Annotated in this window: 27 protein-coding genes; 21 read left to right on the forward strand and 6 right to left on the reverse strand. The window is 36.1% G+C overall.

Translation table 11 applies throughout. From position 1 onward, the window contains the following. Positions 1-165: 165 nt before the first annotated feature. From MP478_RS17785 to MP478_RS17820, 8 genes are all read left to right on the forward strand, one after another. A complete protein-coding gene (locus tag MP478_RS17785) occupies positions 166-726 on the forward strand; it encodes a Crp/Fnr family transcriptional regulator (protein WP_257201204.1) in 561 nt (186 codons plus the stop codon). Between the two features lie 69 nt (positions 727-795). Then, positions 796-1,608 (forward strand): N-acyl homoserine lactonase family protein, encoded by an 813-nt coding sequence (locus tag MP478_RS17790; protein ID WP_257201205.1) that lies wholly within the window; start codon positions 796-798, stop codon positions 1,606-1,608. 242 nt (positions 1,609-1,850) lie between these two features. After that, entirely contained in the window at positions 1,851-3,050 is a 1,200-nt protein-coding gene (locus tag MP478_RS17795; protein WP_257201206.1) for a hypothetical protein, read from the forward strand. After that, a complete protein-coding gene (locus MP478_RS17800) occupies positions 3,051-3,587 on the forward strand; it encodes an adenine phosphoribosyltransferase (RefSeq protein WP_257201207.1) in 537 nt (178 codons plus the stop codon). A gap of 202 nt (positions 3,588-3,789) precedes the next feature. After that, positions 3,790-4,497, forward strand: coding sequence for a tetratricopeptide repeat protein (locus tag MP478_RS17805; protein WP_230033470.1), 708 nt, complete (start codon positions 3,790-3,792; stop codon positions 4,495-4,497). A 3-nt stretch (positions 4,498-4,500) separates the two neighbouring features. Beyond that, positions 4,501-5,019, forward strand: coding sequence for a 6,7-dimethyl-8-ribityllumazine synthase (ribH, locus tag MP478_RS17810; protein WP_034734563.1), 519 nt, complete (start codon positions 4,501-4,503; stop codon positions 5,017-5,019). A gap of 215 nt (positions 5,020-5,234) precedes the next feature. Further along, positions 5,235-7,313 (forward strand): LTA synthase family protein, encoded by a 2,079-nt coding sequence (locus MP478_RS17815; RefSeq protein ID WP_257201286.1) that lies wholly within the window; start codon positions 5,235-5,237, stop codon positions 7,311-7,313. A gap of 77 nt (positions 7,314-7,390) precedes the next feature. Beyond that, a complete protein-coding gene (locus MP478_RS17820) occupies positions 7,391-8,254 on the forward strand; it encodes a neutral zinc metallopeptidase (protein WP_230033468.1) in 864 nt (287 codons plus the stop codon). A 51-nt stretch (positions 8,255-8,305) separates the two neighbouring features. Here the strand turns inward: MP478_RS17820 and MP478_RS17825 are convergent, their stop codons facing one another. Next, entirely contained in the window at positions 8,306-9,163 is an 858-nt protein-coding gene (locus MP478_RS17825; RefSeq protein WP_257201208.1) for a GLPGLI family protein, read from the reverse strand. A 436-nt stretch (positions 9,164-9,599) separates the two neighbouring features. Between MP478_RS17825 and MP478_RS17830 the strand changes: the two genes are divergently transcribed. The 8 genes from MP478_RS17830 (at position 9,600) to sufD (ending at position 14,862) form a co-directional block, all read left to right on the forward strand. After that, a complete protein-coding gene (locus MP478_RS17830) occupies positions 9,600-9,929 on the forward strand; it encodes an iron-sulfur cluster assembly accessory protein (protein WP_230033464.1) in 330 nt (109 codons plus the stop codon). A 144-nt stretch (positions 9,930-10,073) separates the two neighbouring features. Beyond that, complete coding sequence (locus MP478_RS22620) at positions 10,074-10,181, forward strand: four helix bundle protein (protein WP_257201209.1); 108 nt, start codon at positions 10,074-10,076, stop codon at positions 10,179-10,181. Continuing rightward, complete coding sequence (locus MP478_RS17840; protein WP_257190254.1) at positions 10,132-10,338, forward strand: four helix bundle protein; 207 nt, start codon at positions 10,132-10,134, stop codon at positions 10,336-10,338. The genes MP478_RS22620 and MP478_RS17840 overlap by 50 nt, the downstream gene beginning before the upstream one ends. A 35-nt stretch (positions 10,339-10,373) precedes the next feature. After that, entirely contained in the window at positions 10,374-11,822 is a 1,449-nt protein-coding gene (sufB, locus tag MP478_RS17845) for a Fe-S cluster assembly protein SufB (RefSeq protein ID WP_047484614.1), read from the forward strand. A 6-nt stretch (positions 11,823-11,828) separates the two neighbouring features. After that, on the forward strand, positions 11,829-12,335 hold the full coding sequence (locus tag MP478_RS17850; RefSeq protein ID WP_230033462.1) for a GNAT family N-acetyltransferase: 507 nt from the start codon (positions 11,829-11,831) through the stop codon (positions 12,333-12,335). Positions 12,336-12,353: 18 nt separating this feature from the next. Continuing rightward, positions 12,354-13,097, forward strand: a complete 744-nt coding sequence (gene sufC, locus MP478_RS17855) for a Fe-S cluster assembly ATPase SufC (RefSeq protein WP_230033460.1) — start codon at positions 12,354-12,356, stop codon at positions 13,095-13,097. A gap of 30 nt (positions 13,098-13,127) precedes the next feature. Continuing rightward, positions 13,128-13,520: a four helix bundle protein gene (locus MP478_RS17860; protein ID WP_230033458.1), complete on the forward strand. Its 393-nt coding sequence runs from the start codon at positions 13,128-13,130 to the stop codon at positions 13,518-13,520. A 34-nt stretch (positions 13,521-13,554) separates the two neighbouring features. Next, a complete protein-coding gene (sufD, locus tag MP478_RS17865) occupies positions 13,555-14,862 on the forward strand; it encodes a Fe-S cluster assembly protein SufD (RefSeq protein WP_230033456.1) in 1,308 nt (435 codons plus the stop codon). Positions 14,863-14,933: 71 nt separating this feature from the next. Here the strand turns inward: sufD and MP478_RS17870 are convergent, their stop codons facing one another. Next, positions 14,934-15,857, reverse strand: a complete 924-nt coding sequence (locus MP478_RS17870) for a DUF3078 domain-containing protein (RefSeq protein ID WP_230033454.1) — start codon at positions 15,855-15,857, stop codon at positions 14,934-14,936. A gap of 237 nt (positions 15,858-16,094) precedes the next feature. Then, positions 16,095-17,021: a DUF3078 domain-containing protein gene (locus MP478_RS17875; RefSeq protein WP_257190251.1), complete on the reverse strand. Its 927-nt coding sequence runs from the start codon at positions 17,019-17,021 to the stop codon at positions 16,095-16,097. Positions 17,022-17,269: 248 nt separating this feature from the next. On the opposite strand from MP478_RS17875, the gene MP478_RS17880 reads away from it, so the two are divergent. The 4 genes from MP478_RS17880 to MP478_RS17895 all read left to right on the forward strand — a co-directional run bounded on the left by MP478_RS17880 (position 17,270) and on the right by MP478_RS17895 (position 21,229). Then, positions 17,270-18,037 (forward strand): rhomboid family intramembrane serine protease, encoded by a 768-nt coding sequence (locus MP478_RS17880; RefSeq protein WP_257190250.1) that lies wholly within the window; start codon positions 17,270-17,272, stop codon positions 18,035-18,037. A gap of 35 nt (positions 18,038-18,072) precedes the next feature. Continuing rightward, on the forward strand, positions 18,073-19,182 hold the full coding sequence (dprA, locus tag MP478_RS17885) for a DNA-processing protein DprA (protein ID WP_257201211.1): 1,110 nt from the start codon (positions 18,073-18,075) through the stop codon (positions 19,180-19,182). A gap of 190 nt (positions 19,183-19,372) precedes the next feature. After that, positions 19,373-20,731 carry an NADP-specific glutamate dehydrogenase gene (gdhA, locus tag MP478_RS17890; protein WP_230033445.1) on the forward strand — a complete coding sequence of 453 codons (1,359 nt, stop codon included), beginning with the start codon at positions 19,373-19,375 and terminating at the stop codon, positions 20,729-20,731. A 129-nt stretch (positions 20,732-20,860) separates the two neighbouring features. Further along, the gene (locus MP478_RS17895) at positions 20,861-21,229 is read left to right on the forward strand and encodes an iron chaperone (protein ID WP_257190248.1); all 369 of its coding nucleotides are present in this window, start codon (positions 20,861-20,863) and stop codon (positions 21,227-21,229) included. 42 nt (positions 21,230-21,271) lie between these two features. On the opposite strand, the gene MP478_RS17900 is transcribed toward MP478_RS17895, so the two are convergent. From MP478_RS17900 to MP478_RS17910, 3 genes are all read right to left on the reverse strand, one after another. Continuing rightward, positions 21,272-21,586, reverse strand: coding sequence for a hypothetical protein (locus tag MP478_RS17900; protein WP_257201212.1), 315 nt, complete (start codon positions 21,584-21,586; stop codon positions 21,272-21,274). A 113-nt stretch (positions 21,587-21,699) separates the two neighbouring features. Next, positions 21,700-22,188: a YkgJ family cysteine cluster protein gene (locus tag MP478_RS17905; protein ID WP_257201213.1), complete on the reverse strand. Its 489-nt coding sequence runs from the start codon at positions 22,186-22,188 to the stop codon at positions 21,700-21,702. Beyond that, on the reverse strand, positions 22,189-23,160 hold the full coding sequence (locus MP478_RS17910) for an ion channel (RefSeq protein ID WP_257201215.1): 972 nt from the start codon (positions 23,158-23,160) through the stop codon (positions 22,189-22,191). It abuts the gene before it with no gap. A gap of 156 nt (positions 23,161-23,316) precedes the next feature. Here MP478_RS17910 and MP478_RS17915 point away from each other — a divergent pair, with 156 nt between their 5' ends. Further along, the gene (locus tag MP478_RS17915) at positions 23,317-23,697 is read left to right on the forward strand and encodes a group III truncated hemoglobin (RefSeq protein ID WP_257201216.1); all 381 of its coding nucleotides are present in this window, start codon (positions 23,317-23,319) and stop codon (positions 23,695-23,697) included. The last annotated feature ends 18 nt before the right edge of the window (positions 23,698-23,715 follow it).

A 23,715-nucleotide genomic window follows, 5' to 3' on the forward strand; every position in this document is an offset into this window, starting at 1 on the left:
AAGTCTTTCGAAAATAACTTAGTTTATGCTTTTGTTTTTGTAATTTAGTAAACCCTCGCTGTTTTACTTACGGTAGCAAATAATTGAAAGCTTCGGGTTCTATTGCGCTACTTCGCAAGCCGCCGGGAGGTTAGCGAAAATTTCACAAATTAGATTTTAACAATAATGAACATTTTAGATTTTTTTAAAACAAAGAAATTATTGAATGACATAGCAGCAGAAGAACTGGCAAAATGTATTCGTAGAAAAAAATTTTCCAAGAAAGAATTAATTTTAACGATTGAAAATACTTCTAAGCAAATCTATTTCATTGAAAAAGGAATAGCACGGGTGTTTTATAATAAAAAGGAGAAGGATGTAACTTTGTATTTCTTGCAGGAAAATATGATAGGCATTCCTATTGAGAGCATTTTTTATCATAAGACCTGTAAATTCGGAATTGAGGCGTTATCAGAAACAAGCGTTGTCATGGTTGACTTTGAACAGTGGACAAATATCATCAACAACAACGCTCTGATGCAGGAATTTATTTTTAGCGGAATGATTGACTATATAAAAAAATCAAATGATAGGGTTTACAACCTTAAATTTCAAACTCCAAAAGAAAGATATGAAACTTTGCTTATCGAAATCCCTGATATTGTTTCAAATGTACCATCGGGAAATATTGCCTCTTATTTGGGAATAACACAAGAAACATTAAGTAGATTAAAAAACAAAAAATAACCTATTTTTTGATTGAAATCAAAAATATTATCTAAAAATCATTATAAATTTACCACAATTAAATTCATAATGATGAAAGTACATATATTACATTGCGGAACGGTAAGAGTAGACAGTTCTCTCCCCTTTCACGAAAACACCATTAACCCGCTAGCTTATACTGGATTATTTAGAAACAAAAATCACCAGATTTGGCTTCCTGTTTCTGCTTATTTAATCGAACACCCTAAAGGTCTTGTCCTGATAGATACAGGATGGCATTCTGATGTTCGAACACAACAAAAAAAGCATCTAGGACTTCTACAATACTCTGTAAGCAGAGCTTTATTACCAGATGGTGATGCTATAGACGAGCAATTAGCAAAGTTAGGATATAAAACTTCCGATATTGATTATTTAGTATTGAGCCATTTGCATGCCGACCATGTAAGCGGTATAAAGCTGGTAAAAGACGCTAAAAAGATCATGGTAAGTGATTTAGAATGGAAAGAAACCAAGGATAGAGCAACACGATATGTGACAAGCATGTGGGAGAATATTGATTTTGAGTTATTTAGCTTCAGCAAAACAGGAATAGGCCCGGAAGGCTTATCTTACGATTTGTTTAATGACGGAACAGTAGTATTTGTCTCTACACCAGGTCATACAATGGGACTTGCTGCAACCATAATAAAAAACAACGAGAATTTTGTGCTTTTAGCCAGCGATGTAGGGTATGCAAAAAAATCATGGGAACAAATGATTTTACCTGGTGTTCAGGTAGATAAACATAAAGTGGTAACCTCACTGGAATGGGTTAAAAGCGAAAGCGAAAAACCAAATTGCATAGAAGCAATTGCCAATCATGATTCCGAAATGAAACCTCATGTTATAGAACTTTAAACATTTCAGCCAACAACACTGTATCAAAGTGAAAGAGTCAGTGGACTATTGAAACGTTCTGCATATCATTCAGGGTTAATTAACTTGCCCGTAGACTTAGTCTTGGAAATCATCTACAACTACGTAAAGTCAACTGCAGATGATTTCCCTATTTTTCTCACTCAAATTATTTTCAGAATCCTTAAAATAAAAACAAGCTATTATTAACAGGTTTTACTAAATTTGCAACAAACCAAATAAAAATGAAAAAGTTTTCTTTTCTACTTGTTTTCAGTCTGTTGCTTTTCACAGCATGTAAGAAAGATCATGTAGATGCTACGAATACTAAAACACTGCAGTCTAGTATCAATGATATGACGGCCAGCTTATCAACCATTAAACAGATAAAGTTTAATGAAGCTCTTTATATCCTTAAAACATTCGGTGTGGAAGCAGATGGTGATGTGAACGAGCTAAAAGCACTTGGAAAACTGATTGACGGAAAAAAGGTACCTGAGATCCTGACACTGGCAGACGAAATTGCACAGAAAAACGGAATCGAGTGGGCAAGCACCGGCCCGCCTTCATTGGGAGAAATGAATATCTTCGGAGATGATAAAGCCAAAGAAAGTGATCCTAATGATGTAAAAGCAGGAGCGCTAAGCCTTGTTACAAGACCAACGGGAGATGACGGAACTGGAGCTCCTACCTCAATACAGATTATTCCAAGACTTGTAGATGCTGCAGGCAATCCGGTATCATTTACCGGTGCAGGACTAGAGGCAACATTAGAGGTTTTCAGCAACGGAGTGAGACTTTCTACAGCCAAAAACCTGATGCAGGATAATAACTTTAAAGGTTTTAACCTGAAATTCTCGTCTATTCCGGCTTCAAAAGTAGTTGATAATAAAATAGATATCACTGTTTCAGTAAAAACAACGGCAAAAACATTCAAGATGTCAAAAATAGGGCTTGATGTAAATGCTGCTGCCCTGAAAGTTCCTGCCGTTCCTAAAACAGACACTGCATCAGTAACTCAGCAGCCAAGTGGTGTAATAGATCCGAATAATCCTTCAACAACACCTACCACTACAGAACCAGGAACTGCAACTCCTACAGCACCGGCTGCTCCGAAGCAACCTGCCGCAGATCCTAAAAATACAGTAAGTAAATTTTTGAACAGCGTAAGCTCTCAAAATCTAAAAGCAGCATACGATGCCTCCAATAACCCAAGCTGGGGAAGCTATGAGTCTTTCTCAAACCCTACTTCAGGTTTCGGATCTGTAAAAAATGTAAGCGTAAAAAACATCACTACAAGTGCTACCAATCCTAATGGAGCAAGTGTAAATGCAACGTATGATGTAACCGATAAAAACGGTAAAACGACATCTCTAAAAGTAACTTTCGGACTTAAAAATGTAAACGGAGACTGGAAAATTTCCAGCTATAAAATAAACCCATAAATGGCTTCAGCAGAACTGATCAAAAGACTAGAAGAAACAATTGAAAATTTCCCTGACTTTCCAATACCAGGAATACAGTTTAAGGATATTTCACCTATTTTTCTAGACCCAAAACTATATGAAGATGTAATAGCCGATCTGGTTACCTTCAGCAAAGGAAAAATAGACGCTGTATGCGGAATAGAAAGCCGGGGTTACCTTTTTGGGATTGCCATTGCAGTGGCATTGGAAGTTCCGTTCATTCTGATCAGAAAAAAAGGAAAACTTCCGCCACCTATTATTTCAGAGAAATATGACCTGGAATATGGTACTGCTGAAATAGAAACCCGTGAAGGACAAATCAAAAAAGGACAGAGAATACTGATACATGATGACTTATTGGCTACCGGAGGTACTACCGAAGCAGCTGCCAAACTGGTAGAGAAACAAGGAGCTACCGTTTCTCAGTTCAGTTTCCTTATTGGCTTAAAAGGCCTGGGGGGAGATGAAAAACTTGAAAAGTTCGGTGCCGAAATCTATCATATCTTAGAATACTAAGAACTTTACTTATAAATTATTCGACTCCGCTCAGCGAGACAACATCAACAAAAGGTTGGTTTAAAAAAAGCCTGCAGAGCGGAGTCGAAGCATTTTTATGATAAACAGATACTATTTCATAACATTTGCATAATAATACTGATAAAGTATTTTGTAAATCATTCAGAAACAATTAAATTTGCAGTTCAATTTTTAAAAACTTATGGCAAAATTGGGAAAGAATGCTCAGAATGAGCAAGAAGGTAAAGAAACGGTTGAGTTCTTTAAAGACCTTGACAGAGAGGCTTTAAACACTGAGAGATTTCTTGAAAAATATTCAAAACCTTTAGGGATTGTATTTGGAGTTTTAATCTTAGGCGTTCTAGGATTCTTTGGGTACAAGCAATTTGTAGTTGCTCCTAAGAATGTTGAAGCTGTAAAAAGTTTCCTTGCTGCTCAAAAAAACCTTGTAGAAGGTAAAGATAAAGAAGCTTTAGGTGGAAAATCTGCAGCTAATCCAGGTTTTGTAGGTACATATAACGATTATTCAGGAACAAGCGTAGGTCAGCTTTCTGCTTACAATGCCGGATTATTGAAATTTAAAGAAGGCAAATTCCAGGAGTCTTACGACCTTTTAGATAAGTTTTCATCTGATAACAAAACGTTAATGGCAATGAAATACGGAGCTATGGCGGATGCGAAATCAGGTCTTAACAAAAACGATGAGGCTTTAGCTTTATTAGATAAGGCAGCAACAGCTTCTGATGATCCTTACACTACTTATTTCTTCACAAGAAAAGCAGGGATCGTAGCATTAGGGTTGAAGAAAAATCCGGAAGCTAAAAAATACTTCTCAGCAATTGACGAGAAATATCAGGACTATGACAACGGAATGTCTGATTCTTATATTGAAATGACTAAATATTATTAAAAAATGGCAACAGTTAATCTTTCCGATTACAAGCCACTTCATATAACTAATGCCGAAGATTTTTCTATCGGCATTGTTTTTTCTGAGTGGAATGACTTTGTAACATACAATCTTCGCGATGCAGCTTTAGAAATACTTGAAAAAGAAGGGGTAAAACCTGAGAACATTAAACTTTTTCCTGTTCCCGGAGCTTTTGAACTGAACTATGCAAGCATGCAGCTTTGCAAAGAAAGAAAATATGATGCCGTGATATCCATCGGATGTGTAATCCGTGGAGAAACCCCTCACTTCGACTATGTTTGTTCTGCAGTAGCACAGGGAATCAAAGACTGTAACATCATGACGGATACCCCTACAATATTCTGCGTATTGACTGACGACACCAAAGAACAGTCTATTGCCAGAAGTGGTGGTGACTTAGGAAACAAAGGCGTTGAAGCAGCAGTAACCGCTTTAAGAATGATTGATTTCAAAAAGAAATTATCGGATAAAAAAGGAAATATCGGATTCGGGCACTCCTAATTTGATACAACATACCAATATAGAGGGCTATTTTTAATAGTCCTTTTTTTATTGAATTGTTACAAAAGCATACAGAACAACTGGAAAATAAATAGATTGAAAATTTATTATTTTAATTCCTAAATCTTACCCATAAACGCTATATTTTTATTTTTTTCTATTAAAAGTTACACACAAAAACTATCTTTGTGCAAACTACTATAGACAGCATCTCCATGTTTTTAAAAAAAATAAAACCGTTCCTATATTTAGGAGTTTTCTATATTATTATCTCGTTAATAATAAGGACAGTATTCTTTTTTCACCCTATTACAACCGCTAGTTTTGGATTTTTTGAAATAATAAAAGTCTTGTTAGTTGGCCTTTTGAATGATTTCTTTGTCTTCATACTGGCCAGTGCATTACTTGCACTTTACTTTTTATTTCTCTCCAATTCAAAATATAAAAAGCCCTACGGCTATATTATTTTTGGAATATTAGTCTTATTTTTCCTTTATATATGGCTCATTCCGAACAATATCTTCAAGCAGTACGGAGGCTCTATAACAGAAGTTGCACTGGCATTTGTAGGAATAAAGACCTTTTTCTTTGGACTCATGCTCTTCCTTCCTACTCAAAGGATTAAAATTCGTAACACATTATACTTTATCACGCTTTTATTATATGTACTTTCCATCATCTTTAATGGAGTAAGTGAGTACTTCTTTTATAATGAATTTGGGGTACGCTATAACTTCATAGCAGTAGATTATCTGATCTACACCAATGAAGTGATCGGAAATATTATGGAAAGCTACCCTGTAGTTCCTTTATTCTCGGCAATACTTGTTGTAACATTATCTATTACCTGGTTCATCTATAAAAAAACAAAGAATGAGCTTCTGGAACTTCCAAACTTCAAGGAAAAAATGATTTTGCTGGGCTCCTATGCTGTTCTTTGCGGAATTAGTTTATTGGTAATCCCTTCATTGATGCAGATTAAGTCTGACAATGTTTTTGCAAATGAAATTGAAGCGAATGGAATTCCTAAGTTCTATTGGGCCTTTACACATAATGAGCTAGACTATTTCCAGTTTTATTCACAGATCAATCAACAGCAGGCAGAAAAGAATTTCTTAAGCCAGTATTCACCGCCTGCATTGGCAAGAAATATTATTGCAGAACAGCCCGAGCTAAAGAAAAATGTAGTCCTGATCTCCATTGAAAGCCTTTCTGCAGATTTTATGGAACATTATGGAAATACTCAAAAAATCACCCCGTTCTTAGACAGCCTGGCAGAGAAGTCATTGATGTTCACCAACCTCTATGCTACAGGAAACAGAACCGTACGCGGTCTGGAAGCTTTAACCCTTTGTATCCCTCCAACAGCAGGAGAAAGTATTATTAAAAGAGATGATAATAAAAACAAATTTACAACAGGAAATGTTTTTAAATCTAAAGGCTATGATGTTAAATTTCTTTACGGAGGATATAGCTATTTTGATAATATGCAGGACTTCTTCCAAGGAAATGGGTATGGCATTGTAGACAGAAATAATTTTAAACCTGAGGAAATCAGTTTTGCCAATGTTTGGGGCGTTGCGGATGAAGATATGGCTAAAAAAGCAATCCAGGTGATGAATGCCGAAGCAAAATCAGGAAAACCGTTTTTTAATCATTGGATGACCGTTTCCAATCACAGACCATTCACTTATCCTGATGGAAGAATTGATATTCCGGGGACATCAAAATCCCGAGAAGGTGGTGTAAAATATACAGATTATTCGCTTAAACTTTTCTTTGATATGGCTAAAAAACAGGATTGGTACAAAAATACAGTCTTTGTTATCATTGCAGACCATTGCGCTTCCAGTGCAGGAAAAACAGAACTTCCGATGGATAAATACAGAATTCCAGCCATGATTTTTTCGGAAGGATTTATCGAGCCTCAAAAGTTTAATTCACTGATGTCTCAGATCGATATAATGCCTACGGTTTTAGGGCTTCTGAATTTCAGTTACCAGTCTAAGTTCCTGGGTCAGGATGTTTTCACAAAAGAATTTCAGCCTAAAGCTTATGTTGCCACGTATCAGGACCTGGGCTTTATAAAAGACGGATATCTAACAGTAATTTCTCCGGTAAAAAAAGCAAAACAATATTCTTTAGAACTGGATAAAAGTGATCTTGCACCGGAATTTAAGCTGTATTATAACGAAAAACTATTAAAGAATACCGATCAGAAACTGATAGATGAAACCATCTCAGCCTATCAGTCTACATCCTATTGGCTGAAAACAAAACAGCTCAACAGATAAAACATTATGTATTTTTAAAATATTGACTGATATAGTTTTAACTTAATTTAATTAAATTTACCCATAAAATTATTAGTATGAAATGGACAGACGACAGAGGCGGAAACGTTGATGACCGCCGTGGTTCCGGAGGCGGAGGAGGTGGCATGATCGTAGGCGGCGGACTCGGAACTTTAATTATAGCAGCAATTGTGTTCTTTTTAGGAGGAGACCCTTCCGGTATATTGAATTCCGGCAGTGTACAGTCTTCAGGAAATTCCGGTGAAAAAAGAGAACTTACGGCCAATGAAAAACAGATCGGTGAAATGGTCGACATGATGGCCAAATGGAATATTTTAACCTGGGATCAGATCTTTAAAGAAAATGGGATGACCTATGCTGCACCTGAAGTAGTACTTTTTGAAAATACAACCAGATCTGCATGTGGTGTTGCTGAATCTGCAATGGGGCCTTTCTATTGCCCGGCTGATCAGAAAGTATATATGGACATGAGTTTCTTCAATGAACTTCAACAGAGATTCGGAGCAAAGGTTACCGAATTTACAGTGGCCTATGTTCTTGCTCATGAAGTAGGACACCATGTACAAACTCTTTTGGGTACCACACAAAAAGTAGATGCTCTCAGAAGAAGCGGAAGATATTCGGAAGCAGAGATGAACAGAGTGTCTGTTGCTACAGAATTACAGGCCGATTTCTATGCCGGAGTCTGGGCCAAGAAAACGGATGATTCCAAACATATACTGGAACCGGGAGATATACAGTCTGCTATAGATGCAGCACAGGCTGTGGGAGACGATAACATCCAAAAAAGAGCTCAGGGATATGTTAATCAGGAAAGTTTTACCCACGGATCATCAGCACAACGTAAAGAATGGTTTATGAAGGGCTATAATAGCGGTGATATCAGACAAGGCGACACTTTCAACCAACTTTTAAAATAAACAGATAGAATATAAAAAAGTCCTGAAGAAGTTTTCTTCAGGACTTTTTATTTATTGCAATTCGATTGGATTAGAATTTTTCTTAGCTTCTTCTTTCACCCTTTCTTCCATTCTTTTTTTCATATCAGCAGGATTTTGGTTTCCACCTCCACCCGGGCCTCTTCCGCCACCAACTCTCATCGTAGTAGAAAACCCACCTTGCCCTCCGCTTTGGCTCATAAAGGCTGCTGGATCAGTCTTAAACTTTTGCTGCTGTTTTACAAAATCGGCTCTTTTTACTTTTATAGGAGATCCAAACTGGTTCAGAACAGGAAATTCAGCAATCTTAAAATTTTTCATCAAATCAAAAGAATAATCTCCTCTATCATCTTCCACTTTTACGATCAGCCCGGGAAGCCCACCAAACTTATAAGGACCATCCTGGTACGGAAGATCTGTAGTAAACCAGGCGGTCCACTTTCTTCCTCCAAAATCAGTTTCTGCTTTTTGAACTTTATATTCCCCAATTTTTGTGGTTTCTGAAGAAATTTTCCAGTTTAGAGGCCTGTCTTCCTCATAAGAATAACTATCTCTCCCTATTCTATCTTTAAAGTACGTCTTCTGATTTATTTTATCTTTTTCTACAGAATAGCTCATATTCGTTCTCAGATTTTCCATCTGATCTCTGTTGATACTTCCTCTTCCGCCACCTCCCTGAAATGCTTTTTGCATAATGGAATCTCTTTTGATCCTGTTTTCAGAGTAAAAAACTGACTTTTCTGGGGAAATATCCAAATATGCATTCTCGGTTTTAATATCCGTTTTATTTTCTGCGTTCGGCTTCATAGTTACCTGATACACAAATCTGTTGGTTTGCGCAGAGATATGTTGCATAAAAACGGCAAAAACAATAATACCTAATTTTTTCATTTATATTTTTATTTTAATTCAAATTTAAAAGACACAAAAAAAGACGTTTTTTTTCACTTTATCTTCATTGATAAATAGCAACTGCTCTTTTTAATACTAAAAGTTTCTTCACCTTTCACCTTCACAAATTAATTTAATGCGTGTTCCTAAAGGCTTCATAGACGTATTTTACAGTCTTCCGAGGGGTATTACAGTTAAAAATAATGCAAAAAAACAATACTTTTTGTTTCATTATCGCTTTCCTTTATAGATAGGAAATACAATTCAAGGTTAAAAATATTCATATTCATAAGCGAAAATTTATATATCTTTTAACGTTAACGCAGTATTAAAAATATTGTATTAAGATCAGAATCATTAAAATAGATATCTTCGATTTGAGATTGCGGAAATTAGTTCGTATTTTTGCATAATTAAATCATTCTAAATAAATACAATGATAAAAGTATCAGATTACGCAAAGGAAAAAGCCATTCAGCTGATGACAGAAGATGGCTTTAACCCTGCTGAAGATTATATAAGAGTTGGAGTTAAAAGCGGCGGATGCTCTGGTTTAGAGTATGTTTTAAAGTTTGACAACCAAAAAACAGACACAGATCAGATTTTTGAAGATAATAACATTAAAATTGTTATTGATAAAAAATCTATCTTATACTTAGCAGGAACAACTCTTGAGTACTCAGGAGGATTGAACGGAAAGGGGTTTGTATTCAATAACCCTAATGCATCCAGAACATGTGGATGCGGAGAATCATTTAGCTTGTAGCTATTAAAAGATTAAACAATTAAAAATTTAAAGATTAGTAATGGCTGTTGAATTTGAAAACTTTGAAGTTTATAAGCTTGCAGTCAATCTAACTAAGATATTTTTGATCTTTTAAATAAAGACAAGTATAAAAAAGAATTTGAATTGACAAACCAAATTAAAAGAGCGGTGCTGTCAATTTCAAACAACATTGCAGAAGGAAGTGAGTATAATAACAACGCCCAGTTTTATTCGGTATTTAAAATATTCTAAAGGAAGCTGTGGAGAAGTAAGAAATATGTTACATCTTTGCTCACTGTTATATGACGAAGATACAAACGAACTAATTAATGATTGTAAATTGGTTTCTAAACAACTATCAAAATTTATTGATTATCTCTCTAAAACTGATACAAGGAAGCAAAGCTAATTTTTTAATCATTTAATTTTTAATTATTTAATTAAATGTCAAAATACACTGAAGACGATTTAAGAGTCGATCTAGAAAATAAAAAATATGAATTCGGTTGGGAAACGAAGATTGATTATGAAGACTTCCCAATTGGTTTAAATGAGGATATCGTCCGTGCTATCTCTGCAAAAAAAGAAGAGCCTGAATGGATGACTGAATGGCGTTTGGAATCTTTCAAAATCTGGCTGAAAATGGTAGAACCTGAATGGGCAAACATCAAATATGAAAAGCCGGATTTTCAAGCAATCCGTTACTATGCTGCTCCAAAGGCAAAACCTGAATTGGAAAGCCTTGACGAAGTAGATCCGGAATTATTGAAAACTTTCGCAAAGCTAGGGATTAATATCGAAGAGCAGAAAAGACTTTCAGGAGTAGCTGTAGATATTGTAATAGACTCAGTTTCTGTGAAAACCACTTTTCAGGATACATTGGCTGAAAAAGGAATTATTTTCTGTTCTATTTCTGAGGCCATTAAAAACCATCCTGATTTAGTAAGAAAATATCTTGGAAAAGTAGTTCCCAGAGGAGACAACTTTTATGCAGCATTGAATTCCGCAGTATTCTCTGACGGAAGTTTCTGCTATATTCCTAAGGGAGTAAGATGCCCAATGGAACTTTCCACTTATTTCCGTATCAACCAGGCAGGAACAGGCCAGTTTGAAAGAACTCTTGTGATTGCTGATGAAGGAAGTTATGTTTCTTATCTGGAAGGATGTACGGCTCCGTCAAGAGACGAAAACCAGCTTCATGCTGCCGTTGTGGAACTGATTGCAATGGATGATGCAGAAATTAAATACTCAACTGTTCAGAACTGGTATCCAGGTAATGAAGAAGGAAAAGGAGGAGTTTTCAACTTTGTGACAAAAAGAGGACTTTGCGAAAGAAATGCAAAAATCTCATGGACACAGGTGGAAACGGGTTCTGCAGTAACATGGAAATACCCGTCTTGTATTCTGAAAGGTGACGGATCAATCGGAGAGTTCTACTCTATCGCTGTGACGAACAATCACCAGTATGCAGACACAGGTACAAAAATGATCCACATTGGAAAAAATACCAAGTCAACGATCATTTCAAAAGGTATTTCTGCCGGAAAATCTCAAAACTCATACAGAGGATTGGTAAAAGTAATGCCTACTGCTAAAGGGGCAAGAAACTTTTCCCAATGTGACTCTTTATTGATGGGTAATGAATGTGGAGCTCACACTTTCCCTTACATCGAGATCAAAGACCCTACCGCACAATTGGAACATGAAGCAACCACTTCGAAAATTGGAGAAGATCAGATTTTCTACTGTAACCAAAGAGGTATTGATACCGAAAGAGCCATTGCACTGATTGTAAATGGTTTCAGTAAGGAAGTTTTAAATAAACTTCCTATGGAATTTGCTATCGAGGCACAGAAATTATTGGAAATTTCATTAGAAGGATCTGTAGGATAAAAAGATATGATAGCTACAGAAAGATTAATTGTAAAAAAACCTGTAAAAAAAGATTTTGAAAGATTTTTTGAAATTAATCATGATCCTAAAACCAATATGCATAACCCAAGCGGGCCAATGAGTCTTGAAAAAGCAGAAGATACATTTGCCAGAATGCTTGACCATTGGGAAAAGCATAATTTTGGAGGTTGGACTATCGTTGAAAAACACAACCCTGAAAACAGTATAGGTTTTGGAGGGCTGAGCTATAAACTCTATGGAGAGGAAGAAAAATTGAACCTTGGATATCGTTTTGCCCCAGAAGCATGGGGAAAAGGATACGCCACAGAGTTCACAAAGAAGGCTATAGACTTTGGATGTAATGATATGAACAAAGAAGAAATATTCGGAATTGTTCGTCCTGACAATATAGCTTCTATTAAAGTTTTGGAAAAGGCAGGAATGATACAAATTGGGAAGCTTAATGACGTCCCTGGTCAACCTGAAAGTTTAGTATATAGAATTCAAAAATAATTTGTTTAAGCAAATAAAATGTTAGAAATTAAAAACCTTCACGCCAAAATTGAGGATGGCGCAGAAATATTAAAGGGTATTAATCTTGAAATAAAGCCAGGTGAAGTTCACGCTATCATGGGGCCAAACGGAGCTGGTAAATCCACACTTTCTTCTGTAATTGCAGGAAAAGAGGATTATGAAGTGACTGATGGAGAAATTCTTTTCGAAGGAAAAAACATCAGCGAAGATGCACCTGAAGACAGAGCACATAAAGGAATCTTCCTTTCTTTCCAGTATCCCGTGGAAATTCCGGGAGTTTCTGTAACAAACTTTATCAAGGCCGCTCTAAACGAAACCAGAAAAGCAAATGGACTGGAAGAAATGCCGGCAAAAGAAATGCTTGCATTAATCCGTGAAAAATCTGAAAAATTAGGGATCAAAAAAGATTTCCTTTCAAGATCATTAAACGAGGGATTCTCCGGAGGTGAAAAAAAAAGAAATGAGATCTTCCAGATGATGATGCTTAATCCTAAATTGGCTATTCTTGATGAAACAGATTCAGGATTAGATATTGATGCTTTAAGAATTGTAGCAGATGGAGTAAATCACTTTAAAAATGAAGGAAATGCAGTTCTTTTGATTACGCACTATCAAAGATTGCTTAACTATATTCAGCCTGACTTTGTTCACGTTTTAGCGAATGGAAAAATCATCAAAACAGGTGATAAATCTTTAGCGTTAGAGCTTGAAGAGAAAGGTTACGACTGGCTGCTTAACTAGTTTGAAATTTGCGATTTGAGATTTGAGATTATGGCAACTATAAATAATTTTGAGGATTTAGAAATATGGAAAAAATCCAGAGAATTATGCCATAAAATTTTCATCTCACTCGTACAAAATTCAAATTGCAGTTTAAACATTAAAAATCAAATAGACCGTTCATCGGCTTCTGTAATGGATAACATCGCAGAAGGTTTTGAAAGGGAGGGAAATAAAGAATTTATTAATTTTCTATCTATGTCAAAAGGTTCATGTGGAGAAGTAAGATCTCAATTAATCAGAGCGTTTGATAGAAATTTTATTACCGAAAATGAATTTAATGATTTGAAAAAGGATTATACGGATTTATCAAAGATGATTTCCGGCTTTATAAGATATTTAAAAACTATCGAGCATAATGGCAATAAATTTAACCGTCCGTAATTTCAAATCTCAAATCTCAAATTTCAAATAAACAATGAGTTTAAACGAACAAATTTTAAATAATCATAACGAATTTCTCAGTACACTTCGTCACCGTTTTTTGGATGAAACGAGAGTTCAGGCTTTAGGAGAGTTTGCCAAAACAGGTTTTCCTACCAAAAAAGACGAAGAGTTTAAATATACCAATCTAAGGGAGATCACAGAGAAAGACTACAATTTCTTTCCAAAAGAGAACCATAACATCACTAAAGAGCAGTTTGACCAACTGCACTTAGGAGAGGAAAATTTCGACTGGATTGTTTTTGTAAACGGGAAGCTTCACAAAGAGCTTTCTAAGGTTTCTATAGAAAACGTAGAATTCCTTTCATTCAATTACGCATTGAATGATGATCAGCATAAAGAAGTTTTTGATCAATACTTTAACACTATTGCATCTAAGGATTTAGCTTTCACAAACTTAAACCTTGCCTACTGCAAATATGGATTCTTTTTAAAAGTTCCTAAAAATGTAGTGATTGAAAAACCTATTCATGTTTTCTATATTTCTCAAAACCAGGAGGAAAATACATTCTACAATACAAGAAACCTATTGATCGTAGAAGAAGGAGCAAAAGTAGAGGTTATTGAAAGCCACCATAATTTTGACAGCACTTATGTGCTGACCAATTCTGTGACTGAGATCTTCACCTTTCCAAATGCAAAAGCAGATTGGCATAAACTTCAGAACGACAATAATACTTCTTACCTGATTGACAGCACTTTCGCAAAACAGGAGAAAGACAGTTTAACGACGGTGAATACATTCTCTTTTGGAGGTAAACTGGTAAGAAATAACCTGGATTTCATTCATAATGGATCAAATATCAATTCATTTATGAACGGGATTACCATTATCGGAAAAGATCAGCTGGTAGATCACCATACAGCCGTTCACCACAATTATCCGAACTGTGAAAGTTATCAGAACTACAAAGGTATTTTTGACGGTAATGCACACGGTGTTTTCAATGGGAAAGTTTTTGTTGACAAAATTGCCCAGAAAACGAATGCTTACCAGCAAAACAACAATGTCTTATTAAGCGAAGGGGCAAGTATTGATACAAAACCTCAATTGGAAATTTTTGCAGATGATGTAAAATGTTCTCACGGATGTACAGTAGGCCAGCTTAATGAAGATGCCCTGTTCTATCTTAGAGCAAGAGGTATTTCTAAAAAAGAAGCACAGGCACTTCTTTTGTATGCATTTGCAAATGATGCGATGCAGAATATCGACATAGAGCCTCTAAAAGAAAAAATTTCAAAGCTATTGGCGGAGAAATTAGAAGTTGATTTAGAATTTTAAGACTTATATAATTGATACATAAGAAAGCACTTCAAATTGAAGTGCTTTCTTATTATGTATAGTGATTAAGATTATTTCTTAAGCCACCCCTGGTTATCCTTGTTATCTGAACGTTTCTTTCCGTTATCAATATTATAAGCTAGCCCTACTCCTAATGTTTGTTTCAGCTGGGTTTTCTTGATCTGGTTGTGGTCATATAATAAATCCAGTGTTACATTGGTAGAAATATATTTATTGATCTTCATATTTAGCACTCCACTATATCCAAGAACCAGTCTGTCCGGATGATCAAGATAATTTGAAAAAACAGAACCCGTGTTGATCAGGCTTATATTCTCCATGATTTTCAGCTTGTAAATAGCTGTTCCCAGGAAACCGAATTGAAAAAGAGAAGAATCTCCGTCATTTTTAAGGCCATATGTTCCTGCTTTTTGAAGATCTTTATCCAGAACAAAAGTCCATCTTGCATTGGCAGGACGTAGTGTCATCGTAAAATTATCATTAGGACGATAGGTAACACCGGCTCCTAAATTTAAATATCCCGGTGCAAAAAAGTTTGATATTTTTTTAGCATCAGGATTATTGCCATCCTCATATCCCGGAGCAAATTGAGTCTGAAGACTTGCTCCCATAGAATAATACCAGTTTTTGGCAAATTCTCTACCGTAGTTAGTAGAAAGATTGATAACGTCTTGGGTTTTTCTTACGCCCGTACCCTGAGTGTTGTTTTGGCCATATCCCAGGATAATAACATTTTCCCAAAGATCTTTGCCTTTTTCATAAGTCAGGTTGTAATTGACACCGGCAAGCCATCCCACGTTGTTGGCTCCACCTCCGACCCAATTGGAAAAGGCAGCCTGATTAAGCATTAATGTGTTTTGTCCCTGAATAGACCAGGCTTTTACAGTATCTGCTGCAGGAGCATCAGTTTTAGTTTCCTGTGCCATTGCAATAGCCCCAAAAGAAATGGAAGCCATCAATAAAAGTTTTTTCATAATTAACTATTTTCCTTGCAAATGTATAAATAATAATTTACGCCTTGGTAATACTCACTTTAATTTGAATTTTACAACAACAAAATTTTATTTATAACCAATTAAAGATAAACAGTTTAAAACTCACCGGCATCAAAACAAAAAACCTTAAACTTAAAAGTACTTAAAATAAAATCTTACTAATACACAAAAAAGCACTCCTTTCAGAAGTACTTTTTTTATATATTTTGTGATCATCTATTTCTTAATCCACCACTGGCTGTCTTTACGGTCAGAGCGTTTCACACCATTATCCAGCGTGTAGGCGAAACCAATCCCCAGCGTTTGTTTTAGCTGAGTTTTCTCTATTTGATTATGATCATACAGCAAATCTAAACTTATATTGGAAGAAATAAACTTGTTAACTTTCAGGTTCAAAATGGCTCCGTAAGCAAGAACCAGCCTGTCAGGGCGGTCAAGGTAATTGGAAAAGACAGAAGCTGTATTGGTTAAATGAATATCTTCCATAATTTTCACTTTATATATAGCCGTTCCCAGAAAACCAAACTGCAGTAATGAAGAATCCCCATCATTTTTCAACCCATAATTTCCCGCCAGCTGAAGGTTTTTATCCAATACAAAAGTCCATCTGGCGTTGGTAGGACGCAAGGTCACCGTTAAATCATCGTTGGGCCGGTACGTAATACCCATCCCGACATTCAGATACCCGGGAGCCATAAAATTCGATATTTTCTTGGCATCTGGATTATTACCATCTTCATATCCCGGAGCAAACTGAGACTGTACACCAGCTCCTAAAGAGAAATACCAGCTTTTGGAAAACTTTCTCCCGTAGTTTGTAGAAATATTCATAACATCCTGGGTTTTTCTTATTCCCTGCCCTTTAGTATCATTTTGTCCATATCCCAAGATAACGATATTTTCCCAAAGGTCATTTTCCTTTTCATAAGTCATATTGTAATTGATACCGGCAAGCCAGCCCACATTGTTGGCTCCACCACCCACCCAGTTGGAAAAGGCGGCCTGGTTAATCATTACTGTGTTTTTCCCTAACACAGACCAGTATTTTACTGTGTCTACCACTACAGAATCTTTTTTCAATTCTTCTTGTGCACTTACATAAATCCCTATGAAAAAGGAAAGAATTAATAAAAACCGCTTCATCTTCTAAAAAATTTTCAATGCAAAAATATTAAATATAATTTTTCTTAAAGGTCAATTGATCTCCAAAAAATTCATTTTTCATCAGATTTCAACCTCAATAAGGTAGTATATGAATAAATTCAATGCCAAAATACTCGTTGCAAAAAATAAATTGATACCTTTTGTCTTAAAATCAGCTCAGTAGAATCTGATTCATCGACAAATTTTCCGAAATTTACCGTTGGCTTTTGATTTGACGTACCATCTGCATGTTTAAAAATGTACTTTCCAAAAAAGCAATGATATACCCCCCGCTGATGCTTTCGGCAATGTGGTTCGGATACTTTTTACAGATGCGCGGCTTTTTTGGAAGTTGCTTTGGGGCTATTATCCCTTTAGTACCGGAGGGATTGCTGGGGATTATCACTTCTCCCCTTTTACATGGGAATATAGATCATATTATAGGAAACTCCATTCCTGTTGCTGCCCTGATGTTTCTGCTGTACCAGTTTTATCCTTTAGTAGCCAATAAGGTATTTATTATTGGCTGGCTGGCCACAGGACTTCTGGTCTGGCTTCTTCCCCCTATAGATATTCTCACCGGTGATTATATGTACACCTGTACCATTGGAGCCAGCGGTGTGGTCTACGTTCTTGCATTTTTCCTTTTCTTTAGCGGAGTATTTAAGTGGAATACAAAGCTGCTTACCATATCATTGCTTGTCGTTCTGTATTATGGAAGTTTAGTTTGGGGCATGCTTCCTGAGGAGCTATTCTATACTATGCAAGAACCGAGTAAGATCTCTTGGCAGGCCCATCTTTCCGGTGCGGTAGTAGGAAGCATTATTGCTTTTGCCTTTAAAAATGTAGGTGAAAAAAAGAAAAAATACATCTGGGAATTCCCTAATTATTACAGTGAAAAGGATGACAAACTGTGGCAGGAATATAAAGAAAATCATCCTGAAGATTTTCTGGAATTACCTTATAAAAAGAGAGATGATATCTGGAATCATTTGGAGGAATTAAGGAAGAAATAAAAACTTATTTTCACTACATTTGGAAAAAAACACACATGATTTCTGAAGAATATTTATATGCAATTGCCCTTCGCGAATGCAGCCAGATTGGTGATATTAATTTTTATAAACTTATCCGGACTTTTGGAAGTGCAGAAGAAACGTGGAAAAGGGCTAAAAAGGAATATAAAAAACTGGAAGGACTGGGACAAAAAACCGTTTCCGGCATTGGAAATAAAGAACATCTGGATTTTGCAGAAAAAGAATTAAAATTTTGCGAAAAGAATAATATCCAGATCAAACTAAGACATCTTAAAGAAATTCCCAATCTTCTTCATGAATGCCCGGATGCTCCTGCCATATTGTATCAAAAAGGAAAACTTGATGATTCACTTCGGAAGGTAAGCATCGTAGGAACCCGGAATATGACGGCTTATGGCCGGCAATTCATCCATGATTTTTTTGAAGCAACGCAGTCTGCTCCTTTTTTATCGGTAAGCGGCCTTGCATTGGGTGTTGATAAAGAAGTGCATGAACAATCTATTCTACACAAAAAACCTACAGCAGCAGTACTTGCTCACGGTTTCCAGTTTTTATATCCGGCCAACAACAGAAGACTGTCAGAAAAAATTCTTCAGGAAGGAGGAGTATTACTTACAGAGTTCAGCTCAGCCAGAAAACCGGACCGCGAAAATTTCATTCAAAGGAACAGAATTGTGGCCGGAATTTCGCCTTCTACCATTGTTGTAGAAACAGGATTCGGAGGAGGATCTGTAAGTACGGCAACTTTTGCCAATGACTATAACCGGGATGTTTTTGCTCTTCCGGGAAAAATTACTGACTCCTGTAGCCAAGGCTGTAATCAATTGATTTTCCATCATAAAGCAACCGCCATTTCCACCCTCAGAGACCTTATCAATCTGCTGGGATGGAACCATCCTCAGCAGAAAATTGAAGAGCTTTTCCCGTATAGTGAATCAATGGTACAATTAACTGATTTTCAACAGACAATATATCAATTTATAAAAGAGAATCCACAAATATCCCTGGATGATCTTTCGATGGAAATTGAAATTTCCACTCACAAAATTTTACCAGTCATTTTAGAATTGGAGCTTTTAGGGAAAGTAAAATCATTTTCCGGGAGGCAATTTATCGCAATTTAAGAATTAACGATTTCTTAATACTGCATTATTTCATATATAACATTTCATTTTTAATAAAATTTAATAGTAAATTATTAATTTAATAATATTTTGAAACATTATTATTTAATTTTCAACAATGTTAAAATAGAGTGTTGTGAATCTTGAAAAAAAAATTAAATTTGTTGACAATAATATTCAACCTTAATATATGGAACAATATAATATTGACCAGAAAATCCAAGAGTTTATTGCAAAAATTGAAGCAAAAAATCCTAACGAACCGGAATTTTTACAGGCTGTAAAAGAAGTTGCCGTAACCGTAATTCCGTTCATTGCTACCAAAAAAGAATACACCGGAATGAAGCTGCTTGAAAGAATGGCTGAAGCTGAAAGAATTATTATTTTCAGAGTTCCATGGGTTGATGATAAAGGAGAGATCCAGGTTAACAGAGGTTTCAGAATTCAGATGAACTCTGCTATTGGGCCATACAAAGGAGGAATCCGTTTCCACCCTACAGTAAACCTGTCTGTTCTTAAATTCTTAGCTTTCGAGCAGGTATTTAAAAATTCATTAACAACCCTTCCAATGGGTGGTGGTAAAGGAGGTTCAGATTTTGATCCACAGGGTAAATCTGATATGGAAGTAATGCGTTTCTGCCAGGCTTTCATGACAGAATTATGTAAGCACATTGGTCCTGAAACAGATGTACCTGCAGGAGATATCGGTGTAGGGGCAAGAGAAATCGGATACCTATTCGGACAGTATAAGAAAATCAGAAATGAATTTACAGGAGTTCTTACCGGGAAAGGTCTTGCTTATGGAGGTTCATTGATCCGTCCTGAAGCTACAGGATATGGTGTAGTATATTTTGCTGAGCAGATGCTTAAGACTATCGGACAAGATTTCAAAGGTAAAACAGTAACGGTATCAGGGTTCGGAAACGTAGCCTGGGGAGTTATCAAAAAAGCAACGGAGCTTGGTGCTAAAGTAGTAACCATCTCTGGTCCGGACGGATATATCTACGATAAAGATGGTATTAGCGGAGAAAAAATTGATTATTTATTAGAATTAAGATCTTCAGGAAACAACAGAGCTGAAGATTATGCTAAAAAATATCCTTCTGCTGAATTCCACGCTGGGAAACGTCCTTGGGACATCAAGTGTGATGTTGCCTTCCCTTCTGCAACTCAGAATGAATTAGATTTAGATGACGCTAAGAAACTGGTTGAAAGCGGATGTCTGTGTGTAACGGAAGCGGCTAATATGCCTTCTACACTGGATGCAATCAACTATTTCCTTGATAATAAAGTATTATTCTCTCCTGGTAAGGCTTCCAATGCTGGAGGTGTTGCTACATCAGGATTAGAAATGACTCAGAACTCTATCCGTTTAAACTGGACTTCTGAAGAAGTAGACGCAAGATTAAAAGAAATCATGATCGGTATCCACAAAGCTTGTAGAGACTACGGAAAAGACGAAGACGGTTATGTAAACTACGTGAAAGGTGCAAATATTGCCGGCTTCGTAAAAGTAGCAGAAGCAATGTTGGCTCAGGGAGTTGTATAACATAAAATATAAGGTTGGGAAAAAATCCCGACCTTTTTTGATACAGCCTGTTCCCGGGATAATGGGAAAAAAGTAAAAAGTGAAAGGAGAAAGTGTTGCTATATGCAGCACTTTTTTTATTTTTATTTCATGACAAATACCTTCAAAAATAGTAATGAATACTTCCTGTTGTTTCCGGAAGAAATTCAGGAAAAATTAGAGGAACTCAGAAAAGCCATCCATACTCAGTCCACAGACCTGGAAGAGTATATAAGCTATCAAATGCCGGCTTTTAGATATAAAGGTAAACCATTGGTCTATTTTGCAGCATATAAGAATCATATTGGTTTTTATCCTGGTGCTGAAGGGATAAAGACTTTTGAGGAGGATTTCAAAGAAGGAAATTACAAGTTTTCGAAAGGAGCCGTGCAGTTCCCTATTACAAAGGATTTACCTCTTGATTTAGTCCGCAGGATAGTAGCATTCAGAATCAAAGAAATTGATCAAAAAAAACCCTGAAATACTAGATTTCAGGATTCTTTCGGTGTTTACTAAAATGCTTTACTTTTTCTTTTTACTTTTCTTCTCTTCTTTAGTTGCTTCGGCAGGTTTAGTCGCTTCCATAGTGCTTCCGGTGCTTACTGTAGCATCTGCTGCTGGGGTAGCAGTAGAAGCCTCTGCTGTAGTGGTTTGTTTTTGCCCGCTGGTAGTTGATGAGGTAGTCCAGTCTGTGGTAGTCTGCGGACTCTGCTGTTGTGTTTGAGTTGTCGTTTGGTTACTAGTAGTAGTTTCGGCAGGCTTCTGAGTTTGTGTTTGAGCCGATACTGCGATTACTCCGACTAATGTAAACGCTGCCGTTAAAAATAACTTTTTCATAATGTAATATTTAAATGATTGTTTAAACTAAACGACACATCATTTATAAAATTATCCATAAAGGTCTTATTTAACGTACTTTATAATTATTTAAGAGGATTTAGCAAAATATTCTATTTTGTAACGTTTTTCATCATTTTTTCTACAAATTCAAAAGCGGCGGGGCAAATCACTGTATTATTCAGCATCAGATGATTGATCTGGTAGATCTTTTTACGGTCGGTATGAGGATATTCCCTACAGGCTTTCGGCCTTACCTCGTAGATAGAACAGGTATTGTCATTATTCAGAAAAAAACAGGGAAGATTCTGTAATACTTTATCGTTATCTTCATCTGTTCTCAGAAATTTTGCTTCAAAATCGGCCTGCTTCATTCGCAAATGTTTTGCGATACGTTCAATATCTTTTTCAGTATATAAAGGTCCGGTTGTTTTACAGCAATTGGCACATTGCAAGCAGTTGATTTCTTCAAAGACTTCATCATGGGTTTCCTGAACAATATAATCCAGATTTCTGGGAGGTTTTTTCTTTAATCCATCCAAAAACTTTTTATGTTCTTTTTGCTTTTGTAAAGCCTGTTTTTTATAAAAATCTAAGTCCATTTATTCTTTATTTCTTACTAAAGCCGTCAGTTCTTCCTTTTGATATTCATTAATTTTATCCAGATCCAAAATTGTGGTCTGGTTATCTTTATTAGGATAATACATGGGAACAAATCTGGCTCCATAAATAATTTCTCCTGTCACATATGAAGACCTCTGAACTACTGTATTGGAAAAAACTTCATCAAATGCACGCACCTGAACAATAAGCTCAATATCCGTAGCATTAAAATCTTCTTCTGAAAACCCATAAAATGGTGAATTTTCATCTATTTTATGTACTACAGTCCAGTTTAAGGCCAATGTATTGATTTTGCTTAAATGGGTCTCTAATCGATAAAAATTACTTTTGGGAACCCCATTTTCAATCACTTCAATAGCAGCAGATACAATAACATCAGCATCTGTAAGGGCATTATTTTTATATGGAGCAAGCCTGAACATCAATGCTGTAGCCTCCTGAAAAGGAGCGATCACAGCGATATCAGAAAATCTTAAATAAGCCCGGGGCCTTGAAAATCTCCCATAAAAAAGTCCGGTAGCAATAGCAAAGGTAAGCAATCCCAAAAAAGCTTCAAAAGTAGCCACCAGGCTGGCCATAAAACCTACAGGGGCTATTCTTCCATACCCTACCGTTGTAAATGTCTGTGAACTGAAGAAGAATACATCAATAAATTCGTTGAGGGGATCGCTCTTATCTATTCCGGTCAGGTGTTCTACTCCAATGAGATAATAAATCATGGCAAAGACCAGATTAATCAGGATATAGGCCACAACCAGGTAGGAAATAAAGCGGAATGAAGATAAGTTCAGCATCGTGTGATACCAGCTTAACCTATTGAAAACATTCACTCCTGTTCTCTGAACATTCGGGAGGCCGTCTTTATTGATAAATCTTCCCGATGCATTACTTCCGAAGCCACTGTTTTCAGTATTTTTCTGACGTATTTTTTTTCTGAATCCTCTTGTCATTTTTGTATTTTTTCTTGATTAAAGAACTTCAGGAATTTGTGAATCGGCAAATTTTCTATTCGTCTTTACTTCGGTACAAAGATAAAATATTGTTTTCATGAAATTTATCAATCTTGTGATTTGATTTTTAAATTGAATTTGCAGTACATTTGAAATATGAAAAAGCTGGAGTCAAGAGAAGACATTGAACACCTCGTCAATTCATTTTACACCAAAGTGGTTAAAGATGAGACTATTGGGTTCTTTTTTAATGATATTGCAAAAGTAGACTGGGATAAACACCTTCCAAAAATGTATTCTTTTTGGGAGTCTATTCTTTTTGGGCAGATGACATATAAAGGAAATCCCATGGGTGTACATTTTCCCATCAACGAGCAGCAGGCCATGGAACAAAAGCACTTTGATCAATGGCTGAAACTCTGGCGAACGACTATTGAGGAAAATTTTGTGGGTGAAAATGCGGATATGGCCATCTACAAATCCGAAAATATTGCCAAATTAATGGCATTTAAAATGGAATTGGCCAGAAGACTTTAGTGAGTTTGTATTTGGAAT

This window comes from Chryseobacterium sp. WG14 (genome assembly GCF_024586945.1).
In the GTDB taxonomy this organism is placed as follows: domain Bacteria; phylum Bacteroidota; class Bacteroidia; order Flavobacteriales; family Weeksellaceae; genus Chryseobacterium.